Consider the following 22,952-nt stretch of genomic DNA (forward strand, 5'->3'; position numbering starts at 1 on the left):
CTCAGCCCCTCTGTAATCCGGCCGCTATGACGGCCCGCCCGATCGGTGCGGCGACCGAGCCTCCGGTGGCGGCGAGCGCTCGGTCGCCGCCGTCCTCGACGATGACCGCGATTGCGATGGTTGGGTTCTGCGCGGGGGCGAACGCGATGTACCACGCGTGTGGCGGGGTATTCCGCGGATCGCTGCCGTGCTCGGCGGTGCCGGTCTTGGACGCGATCTGTACGCCCGGGATCTTGCCCTGCCCGGCGGTGTTGTTCTCGGAGCCGATCATCAGCTGGGTCAGTGTCGACGCAACCTCCGGTGACATCGCGCGTCCCAGCGATTTCGGTGATGTGGTCGACAGGTCCGACAGGTCCGGGCCCTGCAGCTGCGCGACGAGATGTGATTCCATCCGCACTCCGCCGTTCGCGATCGTCGCGGCGATCTCCGCGTTCTGCAGCGGCGTCAGCGCCACGTCGCGCTGGCCGATGCTGGACTGGCCTAGAGCGGCGTCGTCCGGGATCGGGCCGATCGTGCTGTCGGCCACCGGGATCGGGATGCCGGGGGTGTTCGGCCCGATGCCGAACGCTGTCGCCTGCTCGGCGAGGGCGTCCGAGCCGGTGCGGATGCCGAGTTCGACGAATGCGGTGTTGCACGAGCGCGCGAACGCGTCCCGCAGCGATGCTGTCGGACCCGAGCCACACGTGCTCCCGTTGTAGTTCTCCAGCGTCGTCGATGTGCCGGGCAGTGTGATGTTGGGCGCCGCCGTCAGTTGCTCGTCCGGGTTGGCCCCGTTCGCGAGTGCCGCGGCGGTGACGACGACCTTGAACGTGGATCCGGGCGGGTACGTTGCCGACACCGCGCGGTTGAGCATCGGCCGGTCGGGATCGGAGTTGAGCTGGTTCCAGGCGGACGTCGTCTCGGCGCCGTCGTGGCTGGAGAGCGTGTTCGGGTCGTAGCTCGGGGTGCTCACCATCGACAGGATGTTCCCGGTGCTCGGTTCGATCGCCACGACCGAACCGGTGTAGCCCTTTGCGGTGAGCTGGTCGTACGCGACCTGCTGCATCACCGGGTCGATCGTGGTGATGACGTTGCCGCCGCGCGGATCGCGACCCGCGACCAGGTCGAAGAAGCGCTTGCCGAACAGGCGGTTGTCGGAGCCGTTGAGGACGGCGTCCTCGGCCCGCTCGAGGCCGGCGCTGCCGTACTGCATCGAGTAGAAGCCGGTGACTGGTGCGTTCGCGAATGGGCTCGATGTCGCCGCCGGGTTCGGCGGGTACGTGCGCAGGTACTTGTAACGGTCGTCGGTGGGTATCGACGCGGCGAGAACCTGGCCGCCAGCGGAGATCTGGCCGCGCTGGCGCGAGTACTCGTCGAGCAGCACCCGCGAGTTCCGTGGATCGGTGCGCAGATCGTTGGCCTTGATGACCTGCACATAGGTTGCGTTGGCGAGCAATGCAACGACCATGACCATGACGGCCAGCGCGACGCGGCGGAGGGGAGTGTTCATTGGCGACCGAGCATTTCCGTCGGGGCATCCGCGATGGGCGCGGGTCCCTTCTTCTTGGGTGCGGCGGGCGTGCGGGCCGCGTCGGAGATCTTCATCAGCAGCGCCAGGAGTAGGTAGTTCGCCAGCAGCGAGGACCCGCCGTAGGACATGAACGGGGTGGTCAGGCCGGTGAGCGGGATCAGCTTGGTGACACCGCCCACGACGACGAACAGCTGGATCGCGATCGTGAACGACAGCCCAGCGGCGAGTAGCTTGCCGAAGCTGTCCCGGACGGCGAGCGCGGTGCGCAGTCCGCGGACCACGAGGATCAGGAACAGCATCAGCACCGCGGCCAGGCCGATCAGGCCGAGCTCCTCACCGATCGCGGCGATGATGAAGTCGGTCTTCGCGAACGGTACTTGCGATGGCCGACCGCTTCCGAGCCCGGTGCCGGCGACCCCGCCGGTGGCGAGCCCGAACAGCGACTGAGAGATCTGATAGCCGGTGTTCTGGTAGTCGCCGAGCGGATCCAGCCACGTCTGCACGCGGACCCGGACGTGCCCGAACATTTGGTACGCAAGGAAGAAGCCGACGGCCAGCAGTGCCCCACCGATGAGTAGCCAGCCGGCGCGCTCGGTCGCGATGTACAGCATCACCAGGACCGTGCCGAAGATGAGAAGCGATGTGCCGAGATCCTTCTCGAACACCATGATGCCGACCGAGACGATCCATGCCACCAGGATCGGGCCGAGGTCCCGGGCGCGGGGCAGGTCCATGCCGAGGAAGTGCCGGCCGGCAGTAGTGAAGAGGTCGCGCTTGGAGACGAGTACCGCGGCGAAGAAGATGATCAGCAGGATCTTCGCGAACTCGCCGGGCTGGATGCTGAAGCCCGGCAGCCGGATCCAGATCTTGGCGCCGTTCACCTCGGAGAACTGGGACGGCAGCAGGGCCGGAATAGCGAGCAGAACGAGGCCTGCCAGCCCCACCGTGTAGCTGTAGCGCGCAAGCAAGCGATAGTCGCGCAGCAGCACCAGCACGGCGATGAATCCGCCGATCGCGAGCGCAGTCCACAGCACTTGCTGGTTGGCATCGGGGGAGGGGACTTCGAGGCCCTGATAGATCGCGTTTTCGGCGTCTGCAAGGTCGAGGCGGTGGATCAGCACCAGACCAAGTCCATTGAGCAGCGCCACGATCGGCAGCAGCAGCGGATCAGCGTACGGCGCGTACCGTCGCACAGCCAGATGAGCGACGAGGAACATAGCCGTGTACGTCAACGTGTACTTCGCCAGGTCCCACGTGATGTTCTGTTCCTGGCTGGCCTCGACCAGTATCAGCGAGAAGGTGGTGATTGCGATCGCGCAGCAGATCAGCACCAGTTCGGTGTTCCGCCGGTTCGACTGGACCGGTGCGGGAGCGAAGCCGCCGGGTGGGCTGGGGAACGGAGCATCGGACGTGGACATCAGCTACCGGTCCTGCAGTTCTGCCCTGGGATCTGTTCCAGCGGCGTCGGCGAAGGCGGGGGCGCGGTCGTGACGGGACCGGCATCGCCATTCGGTGAGGTGGGCGGAGGCGCCTCACCGGTCGGTGTGGGTGCCGGCACCGGTACGCATACCGGCAACAGATCGTTGGCCGCGAGCCGTCCCATCTGCTCGGTGGCATCGTTGCGGGTTCCTGACGGCAGCCCGGCGCGGACCTGTTCGCGTGCGGACGGCTGCAGATCGTCGACCTTCATCAGCCGGCACCCGCCCGGAATCTCGTTGGGGTCCACCAGCGTCAGTGCGCCATCGTCCGCAACGCAGCCGACCAGCGCGCTCTCCTGCAGTGAGTAACCCAGGATCGAGCCGGGGATGCCCTGCAGCACCGCAACCCGGTCGTCGGAGACGCCGACGTAGTAGTAATTGCGGATCATCGATCGGCCCACGAACAGCCCACCCACGATCAGCGCAATCAGGGTCAATGCGATGAGACTCCATCGCAGCTTGTGCGACTTCTTCGGCGCTGCCTCCGGTGTGGGAAGCACCCGCTTGGGCGTTGCCCGCGGCAGCCGTATCGCTGCGGCTCGGCCGGCGGCGGTGTTCGGCGGCGGCGCATCCTCGTCCTCGTCGCCGGAAGCTGCGCCCCCCACGATCGGGTGACTCTGCCCGTAGTCGAGGTTGATGACGTCGGCGACGACCACGGTGACGTTGTCCGGACCACCGCTGCGCAGCGCCAGCTCGACGAGGCGGTCGGCGCACTCGTCCTGGGTGCCCTCGCGCATGGTGTTGGCGAGGGTCTCGTCGCTGACCACGTCGGACAGGCCGTCCGAGCACAGCAGGTAGCGGTCCCCGGCGCGGGCCTCACGCACCGTCAGCGTCGGCTCGATCTCGTTGCCGGTGAGTGCGCGCATGATCAGCGAACGCTGCGGGTGGGTGTGTGCCTGCTCCGCGGTGATGCGGCCCTCGTCGACGAGGGACTGCACGAACGTATCGTCGCGGGTGATCTGGGTGAGCTGGTCGTCGCGCAGCAGATAGGCGCGTGAGTCGCCGATGTGCACCAGGCCGAGTTTGCTGCCCGCGAACAGAATCGCGGTGAGTGTGGTGCCCATGCCGTCGAGTTCTGGATCCTCCTCGACGTGGTCGGCGATGGTCGCATTTCCGGCGTGCGTGGCGGCATCGAGTTTGCCGAGGAGGTCCTCGCCCGGCTCGTCGTCGTCGAGTGGTGCCAGCGCGGCGATCATCAGCTGCGAGGCGACCTCTCCGGCCGCATGTCCGCCCATGCCGTCCGCAAGGGCCAGCAGGCGGGCGCCGGCGTACACCGAGTCCTCGTTGTTCGCGCGGACCAGTCCGCGGTCACTGCGGGCCGCGTAGCGGAGCACAAGGGTCACGGGCGCAGCTCGATCACGGTCTTGCCGACCCGCACGGGGGTGCCGAGCGGAACGCGGACAGCGGTGGTCACCTTGGCGCGGTCCAGGTAAGTGCCGTTGGTGGAGCCGAGATCCTCGACGTACCAATCCGTTCCGCGCGGAGACAGGCGGGCGTGGCGGGTGGAGGCGTAGTCGTCGGTGAGCACCAGCGTCGAGTCATCGGCGCGACCGATCAGGACCGGCTGAGTGCCGAGAGTGATCCGGGTACCCGCCAGCGAACCCTGCGTCACGACGAGATTCTTGGCGACCTTCTGCTTGCCGAGCGACGGCAGCACAGAGGAACTGCGTGAGTAGCGCGGGGCAACTCGCGCACCGCTGGTACCGGCGTAGATGTCGCCGCGAAGCGTCCGGATGACTGCCCAGACGAAGAGCCAGAGCAACAGCAGGAATCCCGCTCGCGTCAGTTGGAGGATCAGTCCCTGCACTGCCCGACACCTCCTTCTCTGACGCGGACGCGCGGGTACGCGGCCGGTGCACTATTCGCTGGCAGCATCATATGTGGAAGCCGACCGTGGTGATCATGCTCTCCCGGTGCACGTGGGCGCACCAGGTTGGTCGATCGTCGGCCGTCGATTCCGTGTTCGAGGTGCTCAGAGGATGCGCACCAGGATTTCGGAATGGCCGGCGCGAACCACGTCGCCGTCCGCGAGCTGCCAGTCCTGCACCGGCGCGCCGTTGACGGTGGTGCCGTTGGTGGAGCCCAGATCGGAGAGCATCGCGACCTGACCATCCCAGTGGATGTCGATGTGGCGACGAGATACCCCGGTATCGGGGAGCCGGAACTGAGCGTCCTGACCGCGTCCGACGATGTTGTTGCCTTCGCGCAGCTGGTAGAACCGGCCGCTGCCGTCCTCGAGCTGGAGGGTCGCGGTGTAGGTACGGCCTACTTCGGGGGCGTATCCGCCCTGGTATCCCGGGTCGTAGCCCTGTTGGTAGGCGTGGTTGTAGCCGGCTTGCTCGTACCCGGGCTGCTGGTAAGCCTCGTTGGGGTAGCCCTGGTCGTACTGCTGCTGATAGCTCGGGTCGTACCCCTGCTGCTCGTATCCGGGCTGCTGGTTGTAGTCCTGGTGGTAGCCGGGGTACTGACCCGGGTACGGCTGCTCGTACTGCTGGAAGTCCTGCTGCTGGTAGTCGGACGGGTACCCGCCCTGCGGCGCGTAGCCAGCCTCCTGCGGGTAGCCGGCATCCTGCGGGTAGCCGCCCTGTGTGCCATAGCCCTGCTGGTCGTAGCGCGGCTGGTCGTATCCCTGCGGGTAGCCCTCGCTTTGCGCCGGCGGTTGATCCTGACCCGGATGGGAGTTGCCGTTGCGCGTGTACCCGCGTCCCTGACCGCGGGCGTCCTCGGGATTGCGGCCGGCATCGTGTCCGGAGTTCTGCGTCATGGGGCTAGCTCCTGGGGTCGGTGGGACGGGTACGGAGGCACGTGCCGCACGAGGATCGGGACCGGATCCGCCAGTGTTACTGCGGCGTGCGTCCGGGTCGACCGAGCCTGCGGTGCGGAACTGCCCTGTGTGCAATGTCGGTGACGGCTCGAAACGGACGTCGATGTCCCCGTAGGTCTGCCACCCTTGTTCTCGGATGAAGCCCTCGAGGTGCCGGGCAAAAGATTTGACGGTCAGCTCGTGGTCCGAGGCCAGTTTCTCGTGATCCGAGTTGTTGATCGTGATCACGTAGCTGTTGGGCGCAAGTAGATGCCCGCCGTCGAGCTGCTGGACGCGGTCGGTGGCCTCACGCTGCAGCGCGGCCTCGACTTCCTGCGGTACGACGCCACCGCCGAAGACGCGCGCGAAGGCGTCACCGACGGCCCCCTGCAGCTTGCGCTCGAAACGTTGAACGATCCCCACGGCATGAACCTTGCTGTTGTTGTCCATTGTCATGTCTTCTGCGTGTCGTGGGCAGGCCGCGACACCTGCATGATATCCGCCCGCCCCGCAGCGACGGGTTCTACCGCAGTTCCGTATCGCGATTTCCGCCCTCTACCTGCACGAATCGTGCACTTGGAAGCCTGCATGCTAATGTTTTCCCGTCGCTCGGGCGAGTGGCGGAATGGCAGACGCGCTGGCTTCAGGTGCCAGTGTCCTTCGGGACGTGGGGGTTCAAGTCCCCCTTCGCCCACCACAGGCAGAGGCCGCGAACTTCTCGAAGTTCGCGGCCTCTTTCTTTGCGTCCGCCGTCGACCTCCGTGCCGCAGCCTGTTTCCGCCGCCCACCTCCGTGCCGCTGAATCGTCGCCACAGACCTTTTGGCAGCGTCACACCCCGATTGGTCCGTATTTGGTGTGAGATGCCGGCGAAATGTGTGCGGTCTCCGGAATGCTCAGAGTTCATCGATCACTGTGAGACAAGCGTTCAACCGGTGCTAAGGTTCGACTCGCACTGGCCGCAGCTGTCCACTCGCTGCGGCCAGTAGTCATTTCTGCCTCCGGATCCCGCTGCGGTCCGATTTCTCACCCGGAACGCGATTTCACCCCTTGACGACGCGCTCGCGCATTCGCAGCCGGGTGGTGCGGCGTCTTCGACGGTCGGTCGTGCGACCAGCTCGACACCGGAGCGAGATGCAACCGCAGCACCCTCGTAGGAGGATCGTGTCGATGCTGCAATTCGCCGCCTCACCAGGGCCGGGCCGATCACCTTAGGCTGTGATGTGCGCTGCATTCGCCCAGAAGGCGATCGCAAAGTTGCAGGTCGTGGTGTGGAAAGGGGAGCCTTGGTTGCGTTTCTCCCGGGGGTCTGAATTAACATTTTCTCAACACGGTGGACTCACAAACGTCCGAAACGCCCTCGAGCAACGATGCCCGGGCGAAGGACGGTCCCGTGTCGAGGCTCAACGATGAGCCCTTCTCGGTGGTGCCGAACACAATGTCGTGCCGGTACTCGCTCTGCAAGTGGATGACCATCAGCGCTGCTGGTCGTCGGTGCATTTACGCATACGAAGGCAGTGGGTATGAAGCATCTTCCCGGGCCCCAAGGGCTCTACCATCCGGCAAACGAACATGACGCGTGTGGCGTTGCGTTCGTTGTCGACATGCACGGTCGCCGCAGCCGCGACATCGTCGAGAAGGCGATCACGGCACTGGTGAACCTCGAGCACCGCGGTGCAGCGGGTTCCGAGCCCAATACCGGTGACGGTGCGGGCATCCTGCTGCAGGTTCCGGACCGCTTCCTGCGTGCCGTCGTGGACTTTCAGCTCCCCGCCGAGGGCGCGTATGCCACCGGTATCGCGTTCCTGCCGCAGGGCGCCGAGGCAGCCGCCGAGGCCGCCGCGGGTGTCGAGAAGATCGTCGCCGAGGAGGGCCTGACGGTTCTCGGGTGGCGCGCGGTTCCCACCGACGACTCGTCGCTGGGTTCCCTCGCTCGCGACGCGATGCCGACGTTCCGTCAGGTGTTCATCGGTAGCCCTGGGGCGAGCGAAGCGACGGGGGATGTGGCTGTCGGCGACGCCGTCACCGGCATGGACCTCGAGCGCCGCGCGTACGTCATCCGCAAGCGCGTCGAACACGAGCTCGGCAACGAGGGCGCCGGCAAGGACGCGACCGGCCGCGAGTCGGTGTACTTCCCGAGCCTGTCCGGGCAGACATTCGTCTACAAAGGCATGCTCACCACCCCGCAGCTCAAGGGCTTCTACCTGGATCTGCAGGACGAGCGGCTCGAGAGCGCGCTGGGCCTGGTGCACTCGCGCTTCTCCACCAACACATTCCCGTCGTGGCCGCTGGCGCATCCGTTCCGCCGCGTCGCGCACAACGGCGAGATCAACACCGTCAGCGGCAACGAGAACTGGATGCGGGCGCGTGAGGCGCTCATCAAGTCCGACGTGTTCGCGTCAGGTGACGTTGGGTCCGGCAAGGACCAGCGCAGCGCGCTCGAGAAGATCTTCCCGGTCTGCACGCCTGGCGCCTCGGACACCGCGCGCTTCGACGAGGTGCTCGAGCTGTTGCACCTCGGCGGACGCAGCCTGCCGCACGCCGTGCTGATGATGATCCCGGAGGCCTGGGAGCGTCACGAGAGCATGGATCCGGCACGCAAGGCGTTCTACCAGTACCACTCGGCGCTCATGGAGCCGTGGGACGGCCCGGCATCGGTGTGCTTCACCGACGGCACCGTCGTCGGTGCTGTGCTCGACCGCAACGGCCTTCGCCCGTCGCGCCTCTGGGTGACTGACGACGGCCTGGTCGTCATGGCGTCCGAGGTTGGTGTCCTCGACATCGCGCCCGAGAAGATCGTCAAGAAGGTGCGCCTGCAGCCGGGCCGCATGTTCCTGGTCGACACCGCGCAAGGCCGCATCGTCTCCGATGACGAGATCAAGGCGGAGCTCGCTGCCGAACACCCGTACCAGCAGTGGATCGACGATGGCCTCGTCCAGATCGACGACCTGCCGGACAGCAAGTACACCTACATGACCCACGACCGGGTTGTCCTGCGCCAGCAGATGTTCGGTTACACCAACGAAGAGGTCAACCTCCTCGTCAAGCCGATGGCTGCGACCGGCGGCGAAGCGTTGGGCTCGATGGGCACCGACACCCCGATCGCGGTGCTCTCCGCGCGGCCACGCATGCTGTTCGACTACTTCCAGCAGCTGTTCGCCCAGGTGACCAACCCGCCGCTGGACGCCATCCGCGAGGAGATCGTCACCAGTCTCGGCGGCACCATCGGACCCGAGGCCGACCTGCTCAACCCGTCGGCTGCGTCGTGCCGCCAGATCGTGCTGCCGCAGCCGATCCTGCACAACGATGACCTCGCGAAGCTGATCCACGTCAACGACAACGGTGCGTTCCCGCACTTCCGCAGCGTTGTCGTTCGCGGCCTGTATCCGGTGGCCCGCGGCGGCGAGGGTCTGCGCAAGGCGCTGGAGACGGTGCGCGAGAAGGTCTCCGAGGCCATCGCCGGCGGCGCACGGATCATCGTGCTCTCCGACCGCGAGTCCAACGAGAAGTTCGCGCCCATCCCGTCGTTGTTGCTCACCTCCGCGGTGCACCAGCATCTGGTGCGCGAGAAGACCCGTACCAAGGTCGGTCTCATCGTCGAGTCCGGTGACGCCCGCGAGGTCCATCACATGGCGGCGCTGCTGGGCTTCGGTGCCGCAGCAGTCAACCCGTACATGGCATTCGAGACCGTCGACGAGCTGATCCAGAACAACGAGCTGCCGGGTCTCACGATCGACCAGGCGGTCGCGAACTACATCAAGGGAGCCGGGAAGGGCGTTCTCAAGGTGATGTCCAAGATGGGCATCTCGACGCTGGCGTCGTACACCGGTGCTCAGCTGTTCCAGGTGATCGGCCTGTCGCAGGATCTGGTGGACGAGTACTTCACCGGCCTCAAGTCCACCCTCGACGGTATCGGCCTGGACGAGATCGCCGCGGATGTCGCTGTGCGGCATGCCAATGCGTACCTGGACCGTCCGGAGGAGCGCGCCCACCGCGAGCTCGAGGTGGGCGGCGAGTACCAGTGGCGGCGGGAGGGCGAGTATCACCTGTTCAATCCGGACACGGTGTTCAAGCTCCAGCACGCGACCCGCACCGGCCAGTACTCGGTGTTCAAGGAGTACACGAAGCTGGTCGACGACCAGTCGGAGCGACTGGCGTCGCTGCGCGGCCTGTTCAAGTTCAAGACCGGTCTGCGTCAGCCCATCTCGATCGACGAGGTCGAGCCCGCCAGCGAGATCGTCAAGCGCTTCTCGACCGGCGCGATGAGCTACGGCTCGATCTCCGCGGAGGCGCACGAAACCCTCGCGATCGCGATGAATCGTCTCGGTGGCCGCTCGAACTCCGGTGAGGGCGGCGAGCATCCGTCACGCTTCACGCCGGACGAGAACGGTGACTGGCGCCGGTCGGCGATCAAGCAGGTCGCGTCGGGTCGCTTCGGTGTCACGTCGCACTACCTGAGCAACTGCACCGACATCCAGATCAAGATGGCGCAGGGCGCCAAGCCGGGTGAGGGTGGCCAGCTGCCGCCGCACAAGGTGTATCCGTGGGTCGCCGAGGTTCGTGGATCGACTCCGGGCGTCGGCCTCATCTCGCCGCCGCCGCACCACGACATCTACTCGATCGAGGATCTGGCCCAGCTGATCCACGACCTGAAGAACGCGAACCCGCAGGCGCGGATTCACGTCAAGCTGGTCTCGGAGATCGGTGTCGGCACGGTCGCCGCGGGTGTCTCGAAGGCGCACGCGGACGTCGTCCTCATCTCGGGTCACGACGGCGGCACCGGCGCGTCGCCGCTGACCTCGCTCAAGCACGCCGGCGCCCCGTGGGAGCTCGGCCTCGCAGAGACCCAGCAGACGCTGCTGCTCAACGGTCTTCGCGACCGCATCGTGGTTCAGGTCGACGGCCAGATGAAGACCGGCCGCGACGTCATGATCGCGACGCTGCTCGGCGGCGAGGAGTTCGGTTTCGCGACCGCGCCGCTCGTGGTCTCGGGTTGCATCATGATGCGCGTATGCCACCTCGATACCTGCCCGGTGGGTGTGGCGACGCAGAACCCGGTGCTGCGCAAGCGTTTCGCGGGCCAGCCCGAGTTCGTGGAGAACTTCTTCCTGTACATCGCCGAAGAGGTGCGTGAGCTCCTCGCGGAACTGGGCTTCCGTACTCTCCAGGAGGCGGTCGGCCAGGTGGATCTCCTCGACACCACCAAGGCGATCGAGCATTGGAAGGCGTCGAAGCTGGACCTCTCGCCGATTCTGCACCAGGTCGAATCCGCGTTCATGGACCAGGACCTGTACTGCTCCGGCACGCAGGAGCACGGTCTGGAGAAGGCGCTCGATCAGCAGCTGATCGTGCAGGCGCGTCCGGCTCTCGACAAGGGTGAGGCCGTTGCGTTCGCGTCGGACATCACCAACGTCAACCGCACGGTCGGCACCATGCTCGGCCACGAATTGACCAAGGTGTACGGCGCAGAGGGACTGCCGGACAACACGATCGACATCACCTTCACGGGTTCGGCTGGAAACAGCTTCGGTGCGTTCGTGCCCAAGGGTATGACGCTGCGGCTGCACGGCGATGCCAATGACTTTGTTGGCAAGGGCCTGTCCGGTGGCCGGATCGTGGTCCGCCCGCCGTTGCAGACGGCCGAGGGCTTCGTGCCCGAGGAGAACATCATCGGCGGCAACGTGATCCTGTTCGGCGCCACCGGTGGTGAGGCCCTGGTCCGCGGTATGGTGGGTGAGCGCTTCGCAGTCCGCAACTCCGGCGCCACCGCTGTCGTGGAGGGGGTGGGCGATCACGGTTGCGAGTACATGACCGGTGGCAAGGTGGTCATCCTGGGCAAGACCGGACGCAACTTCGGTGCCGGTATGTCCGGGGGTGTCGCGTTCATCTTCAACCCGGAGCGTGATTTCGGGGCCAACCTCAACACCGAACTGGTCGATCTCGAGGATCTCAACGCCCGGGACTTCGAGTGGCTCGCAGGCGCCATCGAGCGTCACCGTGACGAGACCGGATCCGAGGTCGCGGCTCGGATCCTCGCCGACTGGTCGCACCAGAAAGCACATTTCGCAAAGGTCATGCCGCGCGACTACAAGAAGGTCCTCGTCGCTATCGAGACCGCGAAGAAGAACGGAACCAACGTGGACGACGCAATCATGGAGGCAGCTCGTGGGTGATCCGAACGGCTTCCTCAAGCACACGTCGCGCCAGCTGCCCCTCCGCCGTCCGGTGCCGCTGCGCCTGATGGACTGGAAGGAGGTCTACGAAGATTTCCAGCCCGAAACTCTCAAGGCTCAGGCCAGCCGGTGTATGGATTGTGGTATCCCCTTCTGCCACAACGGCTGCCCGCTCGGAAACCTGATTCCGGAGTGGAACGATCTGGTCCACAAGGACCGGTGGCGCGAGGGTATCGATCGGTTGCACGCGACCAACAACTTCCCGGAGTTCACCGGGCGGCTGTGCCCGGCGCCGTGTGAGGCGTCGTGCGTGCTCGGCATCAACCAGGATGCGGTCACCATCAAGCAGGTCGAGGTCGAGATCATCGACCGCGCCTTCGACGAGGGTTGGGTGCAGCCGGTGCGGGCGTCGTACATCACCGGCAAGAAGGTGGCTGTCGTCGGCTCCGGTCCTGCGGGACTGGCTGCCGCACAGCAGCTCACCCGCGCTGGGCACTCGGTGACGGTGTTCGAGCGTGAGGACCGCATCGGCGGCCTGCTGCGCTACGGCATTCCCGAGTTCAAGATGGAGAAGCGCCACATCGACCGTCGCTTGGCGCAGATGGAGGCCGAGGGCACCGTGTTCCGCACCGGTGTCGATGTCGGTGTCGACATCACCGCGGAGCAGCTACGTGCGCAGTTCGACGCGGTCGTCCTCGCCGGCGGCGCCACCGAGGCGCGTGACCTGCAAATCCCGGGGCGCGAGCTCGACGGCATCTACCAGGCGATGGAGTTCCTGCCGATCGCCAACCGCGTCCAGCTGGGCGACCCAGTTCTCGATGAAGCAGGCGAGCCTCCGATCACGGCGAAGGGCAAGAAGGTCGTCATCATCGGCGGCGGCGACACCGGTGCCGACTGCCTCGGCACCAGTCACCGCCAGGGCGCGGAGAGCGTGCACCAGTTCGAGATCATGCCGCGTCCGCCGGAGGAGCGCGCCGAGCAGACCCCGTGGCCGACTTACCCGCTCATGTACCGCGTCTCCTCCGCACACGAGGAGGGCGGCGAGCGTGTGTTCTCGGTCAACACCGAGGCTTTTGTCGGAGTCGATGGCAAGGTGACGGCGCTGAAGGCCCACGAGGTCACGATGGTGAACGGCCGCTTCGAGAAGGTCGAGGGCTCGGACTTCGAGCTCGAGGCCGACATCGTGTTCCTCGCGATGGGCTTCGTCGGACCCGAGAAGCCGGGTCTGCTCACCGACCTGGGCGTCGACCTGAACGAGCGCGGCAACGTCGCCCGCTCCTCGGAGTGGGAGACGAACGTGCCCGGTGTCTTCGTTGCCGGCGATATGGGACGCGGTCAGTCGCTGATCGTGTGGGCCATCGCCGAGGGTCGCTCGTGTGCAGCCGCGGTCGACAAGTTCCTCGAGGGCTCGACGGCGCTGCCCGCGCCGATCCAGACCACCAGCGTGCCTCAGCGCTGATCCAAGCGGGGACCAGCGTCGTTCCCCGCCACCAGTACTCGAAGGCCCCATTTCACGCTTCGCCTCGCGTGAAATGGGGCCTTCGTCTGCTTTCAGACCGGATCTGGACCTTCGAGAACCTAATCCGGAACACGACGTCCGAAGTAGCGAAGGAAAGCCGTCAATCGCCAGCACCGCGCCGTATTCGACGAAACGGGCACGGGAACAGCCTTCCTGGGCGATAGTGGTCCTGATCACAACTATACAACCGTCCAGTAACAACGGAGTCGGGAGTTGTTGAGGGCGTCCCTTGAAGGAGGATCCATGGCAACTCGCGTCTTCAGGCGACTTGCCGCGCCATTCTTGGTCCTGGTCAGCGCGTCAGCGCTGGTCTTGGCCATGGCTGGCCCGGCAAGCGCGGACCCGTCGGACCCACCACCACCATCGTCGTCGTCAGGTAACCAGACGGCCGACAATCTCGGTTGGAACACACAGATTTACAGCGTCAACGGCGTTGTCGGAGCCACCAATGTTCTCAATCCCGGCGATACGGTCACCTACCGTTCGAGCATCTGGGAGAACTCGAGGGTCGGCGGCTTCCTCAACTTGGGCCGTTACATCACGACGATGTGGCATCTCCCGCCCGCGGGGTTCCAGTATGTGAGCTCCGAAGTGTCGATGGGGGCGACCGTCACCGATGTGGATGGCCATATCAAGGCGGTCTGCAGTGGGGGCGGATGCAGTTCGGTTCCGGTGATCGGCGGAGGCGGCTTCCATATCAAGGGCAGCACCGTGCTGCAATACACCGTTACGTACAAGGTGCCGGACCACCCCACGCCCGGGGACTTCGACAGCGGCTTCCTCTTCGACGTGTACTCGTTCGGCTCTCAGCAGGGCGTCGGCGCCACCGGGGCCAAGGTCCGAGTCCTGCACGATCATGCTGAGACGACGACCACCGTGACGGCACCCACCACCGTGGGCAAGGGCAGCGAAGCGAACCTCACGGCGACGGTCTCCCCGGCCGGTGCCACCGGCACGGTGCAGTTCTTCGAAGGCGCGAACCCCATCGGTGACCCGGTCGCGGTAAGCGGAGGCACGGCCACGCTGCCCCACTCCTTCAGCGAGATGGGTACCTACTCCATCTCCGCCAAGTACACCCCTAGTGGTCAGTTCCATGCCTCCGAGTCGACAGCGGTGCCGATCGAGGTCGGCCCGGTGGTGACCACGACCAATGTGACGGTGCCGGCTACGGCCGAGGCGGGGACGACGGTGCCGTTGGCGGCTACCATTTCCCCGGCAGGCGCCGATGGCACCGTGCAGTTCGCGGTGAACGGCACCAACGTCGGCAACCCCGTCCAGGTCAGCGACGGCATGGCCACCCTCAATCACCGCTTCGACGATCCGGGTGACTTCGCGGTGACGGCCAACTTCACTGGTGGCTTCGGTTACGCCAACTCGGCCGCCGCGGCCCAGCAGGTCAGCGTCGCCTACGGTGCTTGGCAGACCACCACCGTGGTCGTCGAGCCGGTGACCGCCGAGTCCGGCAGCCCGACCAACCTGATGGCGTCCGTCCGCCCGATCCCCACCGGCGGCGAGGTCATCTTCCGGGTCGACGGCACCGAGGTCGGACGTGCCGATGTCGGCACCGCCGACGGCGTCGCTGTTCTCGAGCACATCTTCGCCACCGCCGGCTCCTACCAGGTGGTCGCCGAGTTCACCGGAACCGACGGGTTCAACGCTTCCGCCTCCACGGCGTTCACCGCAATAGTGGAGGACGCGCCGCCGGTGCTGACCGCGGTCGACGCGGACTTGAAGGTCGAGGGCTTGTCGGTCGTGGGGCAGACGCTGACGCTGACCGTGACCGTCGGTCCCGCGGACGCCGTCGGCACCGTGCAGTTCTACAAGGGTGCCGAGGCGATCGGCGTGCCGGTCGCGGTGGTGAACGGCAAAGCATCCATCACCACCACGCTGGACTTCGAGGGCACACAGTTGCTCAGCGCGAAGTTCCTTGGCGGCGAAGGCTTCCGGGACACCGTGTCCAATCCCGTGGTGCTGAACGTGTCCGCCGCGCCGGAGACTCCCAATTCGGGTGCCGGCAGCCTCGGATCGCTGTTGGAAGGCCCGCTCGGCGGGTTGCTCGCTGGATCGATTGGGGGCTGACGAGATGAGTGCAGGAGGATCGATGAGTTCCAGGCTGTACCGCTTTATCGGACCGGTCGCGGTGGGCGCGACGGTCATAGCCGGCGCGGCCGTGCTGGGCGTGGCAACGGCTTCGGCGGAGACTTCCACGATCGCATTCAAGAATGCGTGCCGTGCGGTGCCTTCGTCGAGCCTGGCCGGCGGGCCGCAGGACCAGGTGCAGGAAGCATCGGTGACGGTCGACGCGCCAGCGACCGTGGCGCCCGGTGAGGAGTTCGACGTGATCATCACGCCGCCGCCGATCTCGGTTCCCAACGATCCCGGTTCCGGCGCCAGCCTGACCAATGTCTCCCGGCTGAAGATCGACGTGGAGATGCCACAGAACGCACAACTCCTCAGCGGAACTGTGGTGCCGGGCACCGGGTTCGGGCTCTCCGGTGTCGCACCCAACGTGCTCGTGGTCAACGATCAGGGCAACGTGGATCCGAACGGGCAGATCATCCGCCTGTCCGGGAACAACCAGACGATCGGCAACGGCCCGAGCTCCTCGAAGAGCTCGGAAGGCGGGATCAAGGCGAGCGCAACCGGCGGCACCGACACGACCTTCCAGTTGCCACAGGTCAAGGCGCGGCTGAAGGCGGGCACCACCGGCGAGATTCAGCTGAAGCTGCGCACGGCCGGTTCCGCGGGCGCCTTCGCCAACGACGCCAACTTCCTGACGTTCCTGCCGCGGGTGAACGCGCCCGTCGTCGGGACCGTGTGGGCGCCGACCCAGTGCACTCCGCGTGACAGCACAGGTGGCCCGCTCAACGCGGGTGCCGGTCCTCTGACGACGGTGCAGGTTCTGCGCGGGGTCTCCGAGACCGTCACGCATCTGGACGGTCCCAGCGCGGTGACCAACGGCGGCGAGTTCACCCTCAGCGCCACAGTCGTTCCCACGCCGGACACCGGGCAGGTTCAGTTCACGTTGGGCGGTGAGGACGTCGGAGCGCCAGTAGATCTGGTGAACGGCAAGGCTTCGCTGACTCAGACGCTCGACGTAGACGGTGACTACACCTACGAGGCGAAGTTCCTGGGTTCGGAGTTCTCCCATCCGTCGTCGGGTTCGAAGACGGTCACGGTGACCTCGCAGGACATCCAGACCACCACCTCGGTCACCGGACCCGATCACGACGCCTACCGGGACGAGCCGGTGAACCTGACCGCCAAGGTCGAACCGGGAGTCTCCGGCGGCACGGTGACCTTCGAGGTCGACGGCACTGCGGTCGGTACAGCCGATGTGATGGATGACGGCGTCGCCGTGCTCCCGCATACCTTCACGACCAACGGAACCCATCGGGTGATAGCCCGCTACTCGGGCGCCGAGGGGATCTCCTCGTCGGTCTCGCTGCAGTACCCGGTCAGCGTCACCGAGGCGCCGGCCGCTGATGTGGCCACCACGATCACTGTCGATCCGATCGCGGCGACCGGCAAGGGATCTCCGGTGACCCTCACCGCACGTCTGGCTCCGGCCGAAGCGCGTGGCACGGTGCAGTTCAAGATCGGTGACACGCTGCTCGGCGGTCCGGTTCGGGTGGATCAGAGTGGCGTCGCGACCCTCACAACGTTCTTCCAGAACCCGGGCGAGTTCGTTGTCACTGCCGAGTTCACGGCGGACGGTGGCTTCGTCGACTCCGCTGCGGACCCGGTCAACCTCACGGTGACCGGCACTCCGGACACTTTGCCGGTGCCCAGCGGCAGCCTCGGTGACCTGTCGGGGCTGTTCGGGAGCCTGGGCGGCTGATCTGACCAAGGCGGTGGGTCCCCTGGAAAATCGAGGGGACCCACCGTCTTTTCGGTCGCACGCCCGGGGCAGGTCTCAGCGTGCCGGACCGCACTCTTCGTCGGCCGGGTAAAGGAATCCAATTTCGACCGGCCCTCCGGTAACGTTTGTTTACTGATCGTGCATCGCCCCGACACAAAGTTCTGGCAAGATCGCCGTGTCGCGTCACCCGCAGGCGTTGTCACGGGAGGGGACGTCACGGCACGTGGTCATGGGGAAGTGACCACTGGGATCGAGTGAGTGGGGTGCGGTGTTCATGCGTGTGAAGAAGTTGTTCGTTGCGCTCGGGGCATGCGTTGTGGCAGTGGTCGGTTCGGTGGTGTCCGTAGGGTCGGCGCAGGCTGCGCCCGTGTGCCCGAATCTCCATGTGGTCGCCATCCCGGGGACGTGGGAAACGTCGCCGGATTCCAAGCCCCGGCCGGGCATGCTTTCCGCCGTCACGGATGCGCTGCCGTCATCGGTGGGGGTCGACTATGTGACGTATGCGGCGACGGCGTTCCCGTGGGAGTCGGAGGTCTACGCCGCGTCCAAGCGTCAGGCCGTCGACAACGCTCGGGCAATCATCGGCGATATCGCGAAGCGATGCGGCAACACAAATTTCGGAATCATCGGGTACAGCCAGGGAGCAGATGCGGCCGGTGACCTGGCCGCCGAGATCGGCACCGGACTCGGTATCGTCCCGCCGTCGCGGATCGCGGCCGTGGGACTGCTGTCGGATCCGCGGCGCTCAGAGACGGATGCCCTTGTGGGTCCGCGAGTGGTGGGCAACGGGGCGGGCGGACCGCGGATCGGTGGCTTCGGGTGGGTGAGTGAGCAGACCCGTACGTTCTGCGTGGTCGGCGATCTGTACTGCTCGACGCCGAAGGACGACTTCGTCACCCGGATGGCGGGATTCCTCGCCCAGGTGTCGGATCCGGTAGCGCCGATGATGGGCCGCTACACGCAGGAGGCCCTCGCGATCTTCGATGACCTGATGGCGGCGGGCGGGATCGCGACGCTGCAGGCGCAGCTCACCGATCAGGCCAACGAGCAGCGATTCGAGCAGTTGGAGCGGTTCTACGATTCGCAGGTACACCACGATTATCGCGGTTACGTCGTGGACGGGTCCGGTGCGACGGCCACGTCCTGGCTCGCAAACTGGTTGCGCTCCAAGGCCTGACGGTTCGAGCCGGACACTCGGCCGCATGTCGTCGTGAACCGATCAGAGGTTGCCGTTGCAGCGTGTTCTGCAGCTCAACAGTAGGTGCGCTCCGCGGTGGAGACGTAGGCTTCGGCGATCTGACTGGCCGTCATCGGCAGGAACTGCGCATACGTCCGGCCGACCGAGTCGAACTCGGCGAGGACACTCGCTCGCGAATCACCCTGTGCCAGTGCTTGACACGTGCCTTGTGCGTACAGGACCTCGGCGGCTTCCATGCCCGTCGGCGGAATTCCTGCGGCACGCAATGCGGCCAGGTACCGCTGCCCTCGAGCGCCGGACTCGGCGACGATCTGATCCGGTGAGCGCGCGTCGATCTCGCCGATCGTGGGGGGTGTCGGCGTGAGGGCCGGTGGGGGCGGTGGCAGTGTGGTCGCGGCCGAAGGAGCGGCGGCCGCGCTGGTGGTGGGGATCGGCGATTCGGTGGACGTCGAGGGAGCGGCGTGCGTGGTGACCTGCATCGACGCGGCTGGAGATGCGTCATGGTTGTCCTGCTCCGAACCCGAGTCCTGCCTCCCGCACGCGGCGAGGAAGAAGACCCCTGCCACCGCGGCGGCGGCGACTACGCGTGTGTTGATCATGGTTGAACAGTGTTGCATGCGTTGCTACTCGTGGGTAGCCCGAATTTCCTTCACGAACCTCCGTTTGAAATCGCCCCTTTCCACGCAAATACGAATTGTGATAGAAAACTGATCTGTTGTAACCCGTGATCACAGTCACATTGATGGTGTCGGCCTGCTCCATCGAGTCGTGGTCGACCAGATTCCGCGTGCCGCGGTGAGCCCGCTTCGCGCACAGCACGTCACCAGATTTCTCAGTCGCTTTGTTGGCCGGTCGCCCCGTGTGGTCGATCGACACCAGCTGAATCTCGAGGAGAACGAGTGAACACGCAAACGAAGTCTCTGCGCCGCAGCCGCCCGGCACGCGCTGCCCTGGTCGGCAGCGCCGTCGCTGCCTCGATGGCCCTTGTCGCACCCACCGCGGCGGCCGCGCCCGATCCCGTCACAGTCCCAGTCCCGGGCGGCGCTGTCTGCGACCCGGTTCTGACCGAGGCGTGCCTGTCTGTTGTGGTCCGGAGCGGAACCTTTGCCAACAACGGGTTTACCCTGCCGATCGGGGATGGGGACATGATCATCGCCGGCAACCTCGGTGACGTGGACTTCATACCGCGCGACGACGGCAGCAACGGCGTTTACAGTAAGCCGCTCACCGTGCCCGGCGGTGTGCTCGGCGTGGACCTGCCCTTCAACAACTTGTTCGGCCTCGCTGCCGTGACGTCGACAGTCGAAGCGGTGGACGTACCGATGTTCAACGGGATCATCACCGACTACGACATCACGCTGCCGGTGCGGCTGAAGATCGACAATCCGTTCCTCGGCGGCAACTGCTACATCGGCTCCGAGGACAATCCAGTGGTGTTCGAACTCGACAAGTCGAACCCTATGGATGACCTGCCCACGACCGATATCACGACGCCGTACCCGGCGGGCACCGCCGCGATCGACAACGTGCAGAACACGGCAACCGACTTCGCGCTGCCGGGTGCCAGCGGATGTGGTCCGTTCGGCGTCCTCAACCCGATCGTCAACTGGCGTGCCAAGGTGCCCAACGACACCGGCACCTTGCTGAAGACCAAGGCCACCGGATTCCTGTTCCCGGCAACCGCCGGCGGCACCGATCCGCTCGATGGGTCAGGAGGCGATACGGGTTCCGGAGGTTCGAGCGGTAGCTGACACTGCATGTCGATCGGGCGTCCTGTCGATCCCCGTCGGGGGTGGACAGGACGCCCGGTTCGTCAGCGCAGTCCGTGGAACCGAACCCACCACTTCCATAAGGTCCGGTTGTCTGTGTCCGGGCTCTGAATGGCAGTTGTCACTGCTGTTCGACTCGGGCCTTCACCGCCCAAGTAGCGGCGTCCCGTTCCGGCCTGATGAAGACCATCACAACCACTGCTGCCAGAGCGAAGACGCCGGCGGTGACCCAGAGCGCATGATGGTAGCCCTGGAGAGGTGTCGCGGCGTTCTGGATCAGGGCTCCGAACACTGTCGGGGCCGTGATGGCGCCGAGGGCACCTCCAGTCAACAGCATGCCCAGCACGGCGGGACGCTGCGTCGGCGGAACGACCTGCCCCAGCGACACCGGTCCGATCCCGAACCCACCCTGCGCCAGGGCACAGCCCACGCCGAGCAGCAGAGCACTCGCCACAGGGGGAACTCCCATCGTGGAGAGGATCAGGATTGCCGCTCCCGCTACGAACAGAACCGCCATGGGGACGACCCTGGCCTGTCGGTTCGACACGCCCCGGGAGGAGAGCATCTGCGACAGCACCCCGTAGCCGAGCGTGCCCACCGAGATGATCACGTACAGCACCCCGACGAGGAGGCCGGCCTTCGAGGACGTGAACCCCAGACCCTGCTCCAGGTATGCGGGCACCCAGGCCGATCCGAACGCCAAGATCCACTGTGCGACGAACAGGGCGGCTACCGAACCTAGGAACGTTCCGCTGCAGACGATCTTGCGGTAGGGAACACGGTCTGGCGTCGAAACCTCAGGCGAATCTGTCGCGGCCGTGGTCGCCTGATCGGTGGGGCGTTCCGCGCCGAAGAATGCCCACAACAACGCCACCACGAAACCTGCGACGGCCAACACGACGAAGAGCCACCGCCAACCGGCGCTCTCGATCAACTTGGCCAACAGTGGGATCAGGACAATACCGCCGATTCCGCCGCTGGCGACGACGACCATTATCGGAGCCTGCCGCAGTCGATCCGGGAACCACTGCTGCAGTACGTGCTGGGAGATTGGCATGAACGGAGCTTCGGCGGCGCCGAGTGCGATTCGGCACAGGACCAGCAGCACGACGGTGTTCGTCACGGCGATCGGGAGCTGCAGCAGCGACCACACGACGATAAGGACGACGAGCAGCCAACGAGCCGAGTAGCGGTTGCCGAGCCACGACAGTCCGGCGGCCGAGACGGCGAACACCGCGAAGAACGCGCTGTTGATCGTGCCGAACTGCGAGGGGGTCAGACCGAACTCCTCCATGACGGGAAGAGCGACCAGCCCGAAGGCGGACTTGTCCAGGAAGTTGACGATGTTGATCGCGCACAGCAGGAGGACGATCCACCAGGCGCCTTTGGCGGATGACTCTCGCGGAGTCGGAGGGGCTGAACTCGTCAGGGTCATCGACCAGGTTCCTTCGGCTAGGTAGGAGAGGGCGCGGACAAACAACTGATTGATTCGGGCAGGTACTGCTCCCGATCCGCGACGTACTGCGCGTCATGGCGGTGCGACTACATACCGCGCGTTTCGTGCAGAGACGGCCTCTGTGGATATCGGAATCAGCGAGCGAGCGGGCTAGTATCTCGGGGGACACGCTCGATCGATGTGTGGTGGTTCCAACAGTGCGAAGGTTAGTGAGAGATGTACCACAGTAGGAAACTCGAAGTTTCAGTGAGAGTTACCGGAACTCATGGTTGATCTCTCAACGCGGTTGTTGAGGTCGTTCCTTGCGGTGGCCGAGGAATTGAACTTCACCCGAGCGGCGCACCGTCTCCACGTGGCACAGCAGACACTGTCTTCCCAGATCTCCCAGCTCGAGAAGGCGCTCGGTACGCCGCTTCTGGAGCGGACGACGCGACAGGTCACGCTCACCGCCGCGGGTGAAACGCTCAAGGTCGGTGGTATGCAACTGCTCGGCACGTTCGACGAACTGGTCGAGGAGACCCGTCGGGTGTCAGGGGACCCGCAGTACTCGATTCGCCTGGGAGTTGTAGCTGGGGCGGCATGGGGCCTCACCAGCCCGATTCTGCACGCGGCGTCGGACGCCGGCATTGCTGTCGAGGTTTCCGAGTACGCACTCGCTGATCCCTCGTGCGGCCTCGAGGGGGGCGACACCGATGTCGCGATCTTCTACGGCCCCTTGGGGATAGAGCACGATGAGATCGTGCTCTATAGCGACCCCATGGTGCTCGCGGTGGCGTCCACCCATGTGTGGGCCGACCGTGACTTCGTTTCTACCGACGAGGCGTTCGATGCGCCCTTGATTGCCCTTCCTCATACTGATTCGACGCGCCGCCGCTTCTGGACGCTCGCCGACTTACGCCCGCCGGACAAGCCGGCCAAGGTCGCGGCAGTCGCGCGCGGGTTGGAAGGTACCCTCGCCCTGGTAGCTGCGGGAATCGGCATGATGCCAACGACTGGCAGGGCGAGGATTGGGGCGCCGCGGCCCGGGATCGCTTACGTCCCCATCCTCGGCGCACCGGCCGTGCAGATGGTTGCCGCCGCTCGAAAGGGCGATGAGCGGGCCAATGTCCGCCGGTTCATGGAGATCGTGCAGCAGGTTGTCGACGAAGCGGGCGATACCGCGGAGTAGTGGATACCGCGGAGCCGG

14 protein-coding genes and 1 tRNA gene are annotated in these 22,952 nt (G+C 65.7%); 8 read left to right on the forward strand and 7 right to left on the reverse strand.

The genetic code is table 11. The annotated features are described in order from the left end of the window. Position 1: 1 nt before the first annotated feature. The 5 genes from ERC79_RS11680 to ERC79_RS11700 form a co-directional block, all read right to left on the reverse strand. Positions 2–1,489, reverse strand: a complete 1,488-nt coding sequence (locus ERC79_RS11680) for a penicillin-binding protein 2 (protein WP_131578330.1) — start codon at positions 1,487–1,489, stop codon at positions 2–4. Then, a complete protein-coding gene (locus ERC79_RS11685; RefSeq protein ID WP_131578332.1) occupies positions 1,486–2,928 on the reverse strand; it encodes an FtsW/RodA/SpoVE family cell cycle protein in 1,443 nt (480 codons plus the stop codon). Before ERC79_RS11685 ends, ERC79_RS11680 begins: the two co-directional genes overlap by 4 nt. Continuing rightward, on the reverse strand, positions 2,928–4,331 hold the full coding sequence (locus ERC79_RS11690) for a PP2C family serine/threonine-protein phosphatase (RefSeq protein ID WP_131578333.1): 1,404 nt from the start codon (positions 4,329–4,331) through the stop codon (positions 2,928–2,930). Before ERC79_RS11690 ends, ERC79_RS11685 begins: the two co-directional genes overlap by 1 nt. Next, the gene (locus tag ERC79_RS11695; protein WP_131578335.1) at positions 4,328–4,795 is read right to left on the reverse strand and encodes an FHA domain-containing protein; all 468 of its coding nucleotides are present in this window, start codon (positions 4,793–4,795) and stop codon (positions 4,328–4,330) included. The genes ERC79_RS11690 and ERC79_RS11695 overlap by 4 nt, the downstream gene beginning before the upstream one ends. 165 nt (positions 4,796–4,960) lie before the next feature. After that, a complete protein-coding gene (locus ERC79_RS11700; protein WP_131578336.1) occupies positions 4,961–6,214 on the reverse strand; it encodes a DUF3662 and FHA domain-containing protein in 1,254 nt (417 codons plus the stop codon). Between the two features lie 188 nt (positions 6,215–6,402). On the opposite strand from ERC79_RS11700, the gene ERC79_RS11705 reads away from it, so the two are divergent. The 6 genes from ERC79_RS11705 (at position 6,403) to ERC79_RS11730 (ending at position 18,520) form a co-directional block, all read left to right on the forward strand. Then, positions 6,403–6,488: transfer RNA gene (locus ERC79_RS11705), tRNA-Leu, on the forward strand. Between the two features lie 824 nt (positions 6,489–7,312). Further along, positions 7,313–11,962: a glutamate synthase large subunit gene (gene gltB, locus ERC79_RS11710; RefSeq protein WP_131578338.1), complete on the forward strand. Its 4,650-nt coding sequence runs from the start codon at positions 7,313–7,315 to the stop codon at positions 11,960–11,962. Further along, complete coding sequence (locus ERC79_RS11715; protein ID WP_131578340.1) at positions 11,955–13,421, forward strand: glutamate synthase subunit beta; 1,467 nt, start codon at positions 11,955–11,957, stop codon at positions 13,419–13,421. Before gltB ends, ERC79_RS11715 begins: the two co-directional genes overlap by 8 nt. Before the next feature lie 303 nt (positions 13,422–13,724). Continuing rightward, the gene (locus ERC79_RS11720; protein ID WP_131578342.1) at positions 13,725–15,560 is read left to right on the forward strand and encodes an Ig-like domain-containing protein; all 1,836 of its coding nucleotides are present in this window, start codon (positions 13,725–13,727) and stop codon (positions 15,558–15,560) included. Positions 15,561–15,582: 22 nt separating this feature from the next. Continuing rightward, positions 15,583–17,322, forward strand: a complete 1,740-nt coding sequence (locus tag ERC79_RS11725; protein ID WP_131578344.1) for an Ig-like domain-containing protein — start codon at positions 15,583–15,585, stop codon at positions 17,320–17,322. A 295-nt stretch (positions 17,323–17,617) separates the two neighbouring features. Then, the gene (locus tag ERC79_RS11730; protein ID WP_131578346.1) at positions 17,618–18,520 is read left to right on the forward strand and encodes a cutinase family protein; all 903 of its coding nucleotides are present in this window, start codon (positions 17,618–17,620) and stop codon (positions 18,518–18,520) included. Between the two features lie 74 nt (positions 18,521–18,594). On the opposite strand, the gene ERC79_RS11735 is transcribed toward ERC79_RS11730, so the two are convergent. Continuing rightward, the gene (locus tag ERC79_RS11735; RefSeq protein ID WP_131578348.1) at positions 18,595–19,140 is read right to left on the reverse strand and encodes a DUF732 domain-containing protein; all 546 of its coding nucleotides are present in this window, start codon (positions 19,138–19,140) and stop codon (positions 18,595–18,597) included. A 300-nt stretch (positions 19,141–19,440) separates the two neighbouring features. On the opposite strand from ERC79_RS11735, the gene ERC79_RS11740 reads away from it, so the two are divergent. After that, positions 19,441–20,292: a hypothetical protein gene (locus tag ERC79_RS11740; RefSeq protein WP_131578350.1), complete on the forward strand. Its 852-nt coding sequence runs from the start codon at positions 19,441–19,443 to the stop codon at positions 20,290–20,292. 139 nt (positions 20,293–20,431) lie between these two features. On the opposite strand, the gene ERC79_RS11745 is transcribed toward ERC79_RS11740, so the two are convergent. Continuing rightward, complete coding sequence (locus ERC79_RS11745; RefSeq protein ID WP_131578352.1) at positions 20,432–21,745, reverse strand: MFS transporter; 1,314 nt, start codon at positions 21,743–21,745, stop codon at positions 20,432–20,434. A gap of 286 nt (positions 21,746–22,031) precedes the next feature. On the opposite strand from ERC79_RS11745, the gene ERC79_RS11750 reads away from it, so the two are divergent. Further along, entirely contained in the window at positions 22,032–22,934 is a 903-nt protein-coding gene (locus ERC79_RS11750; RefSeq protein ID WP_131578354.1) for a LysR family transcriptional regulator, read from the forward strand. Positions 22,935–22,952 lie beyond the last annotated feature (18 nt).

Source organism: Rhodococcus sp. ABRD24, from assembly GCF_004328705.1.
GTDB lineage: Bacteria > Actinomycetota > Actinomycetes > Mycobacteriales > Mycobacteriaceae > Prescottella.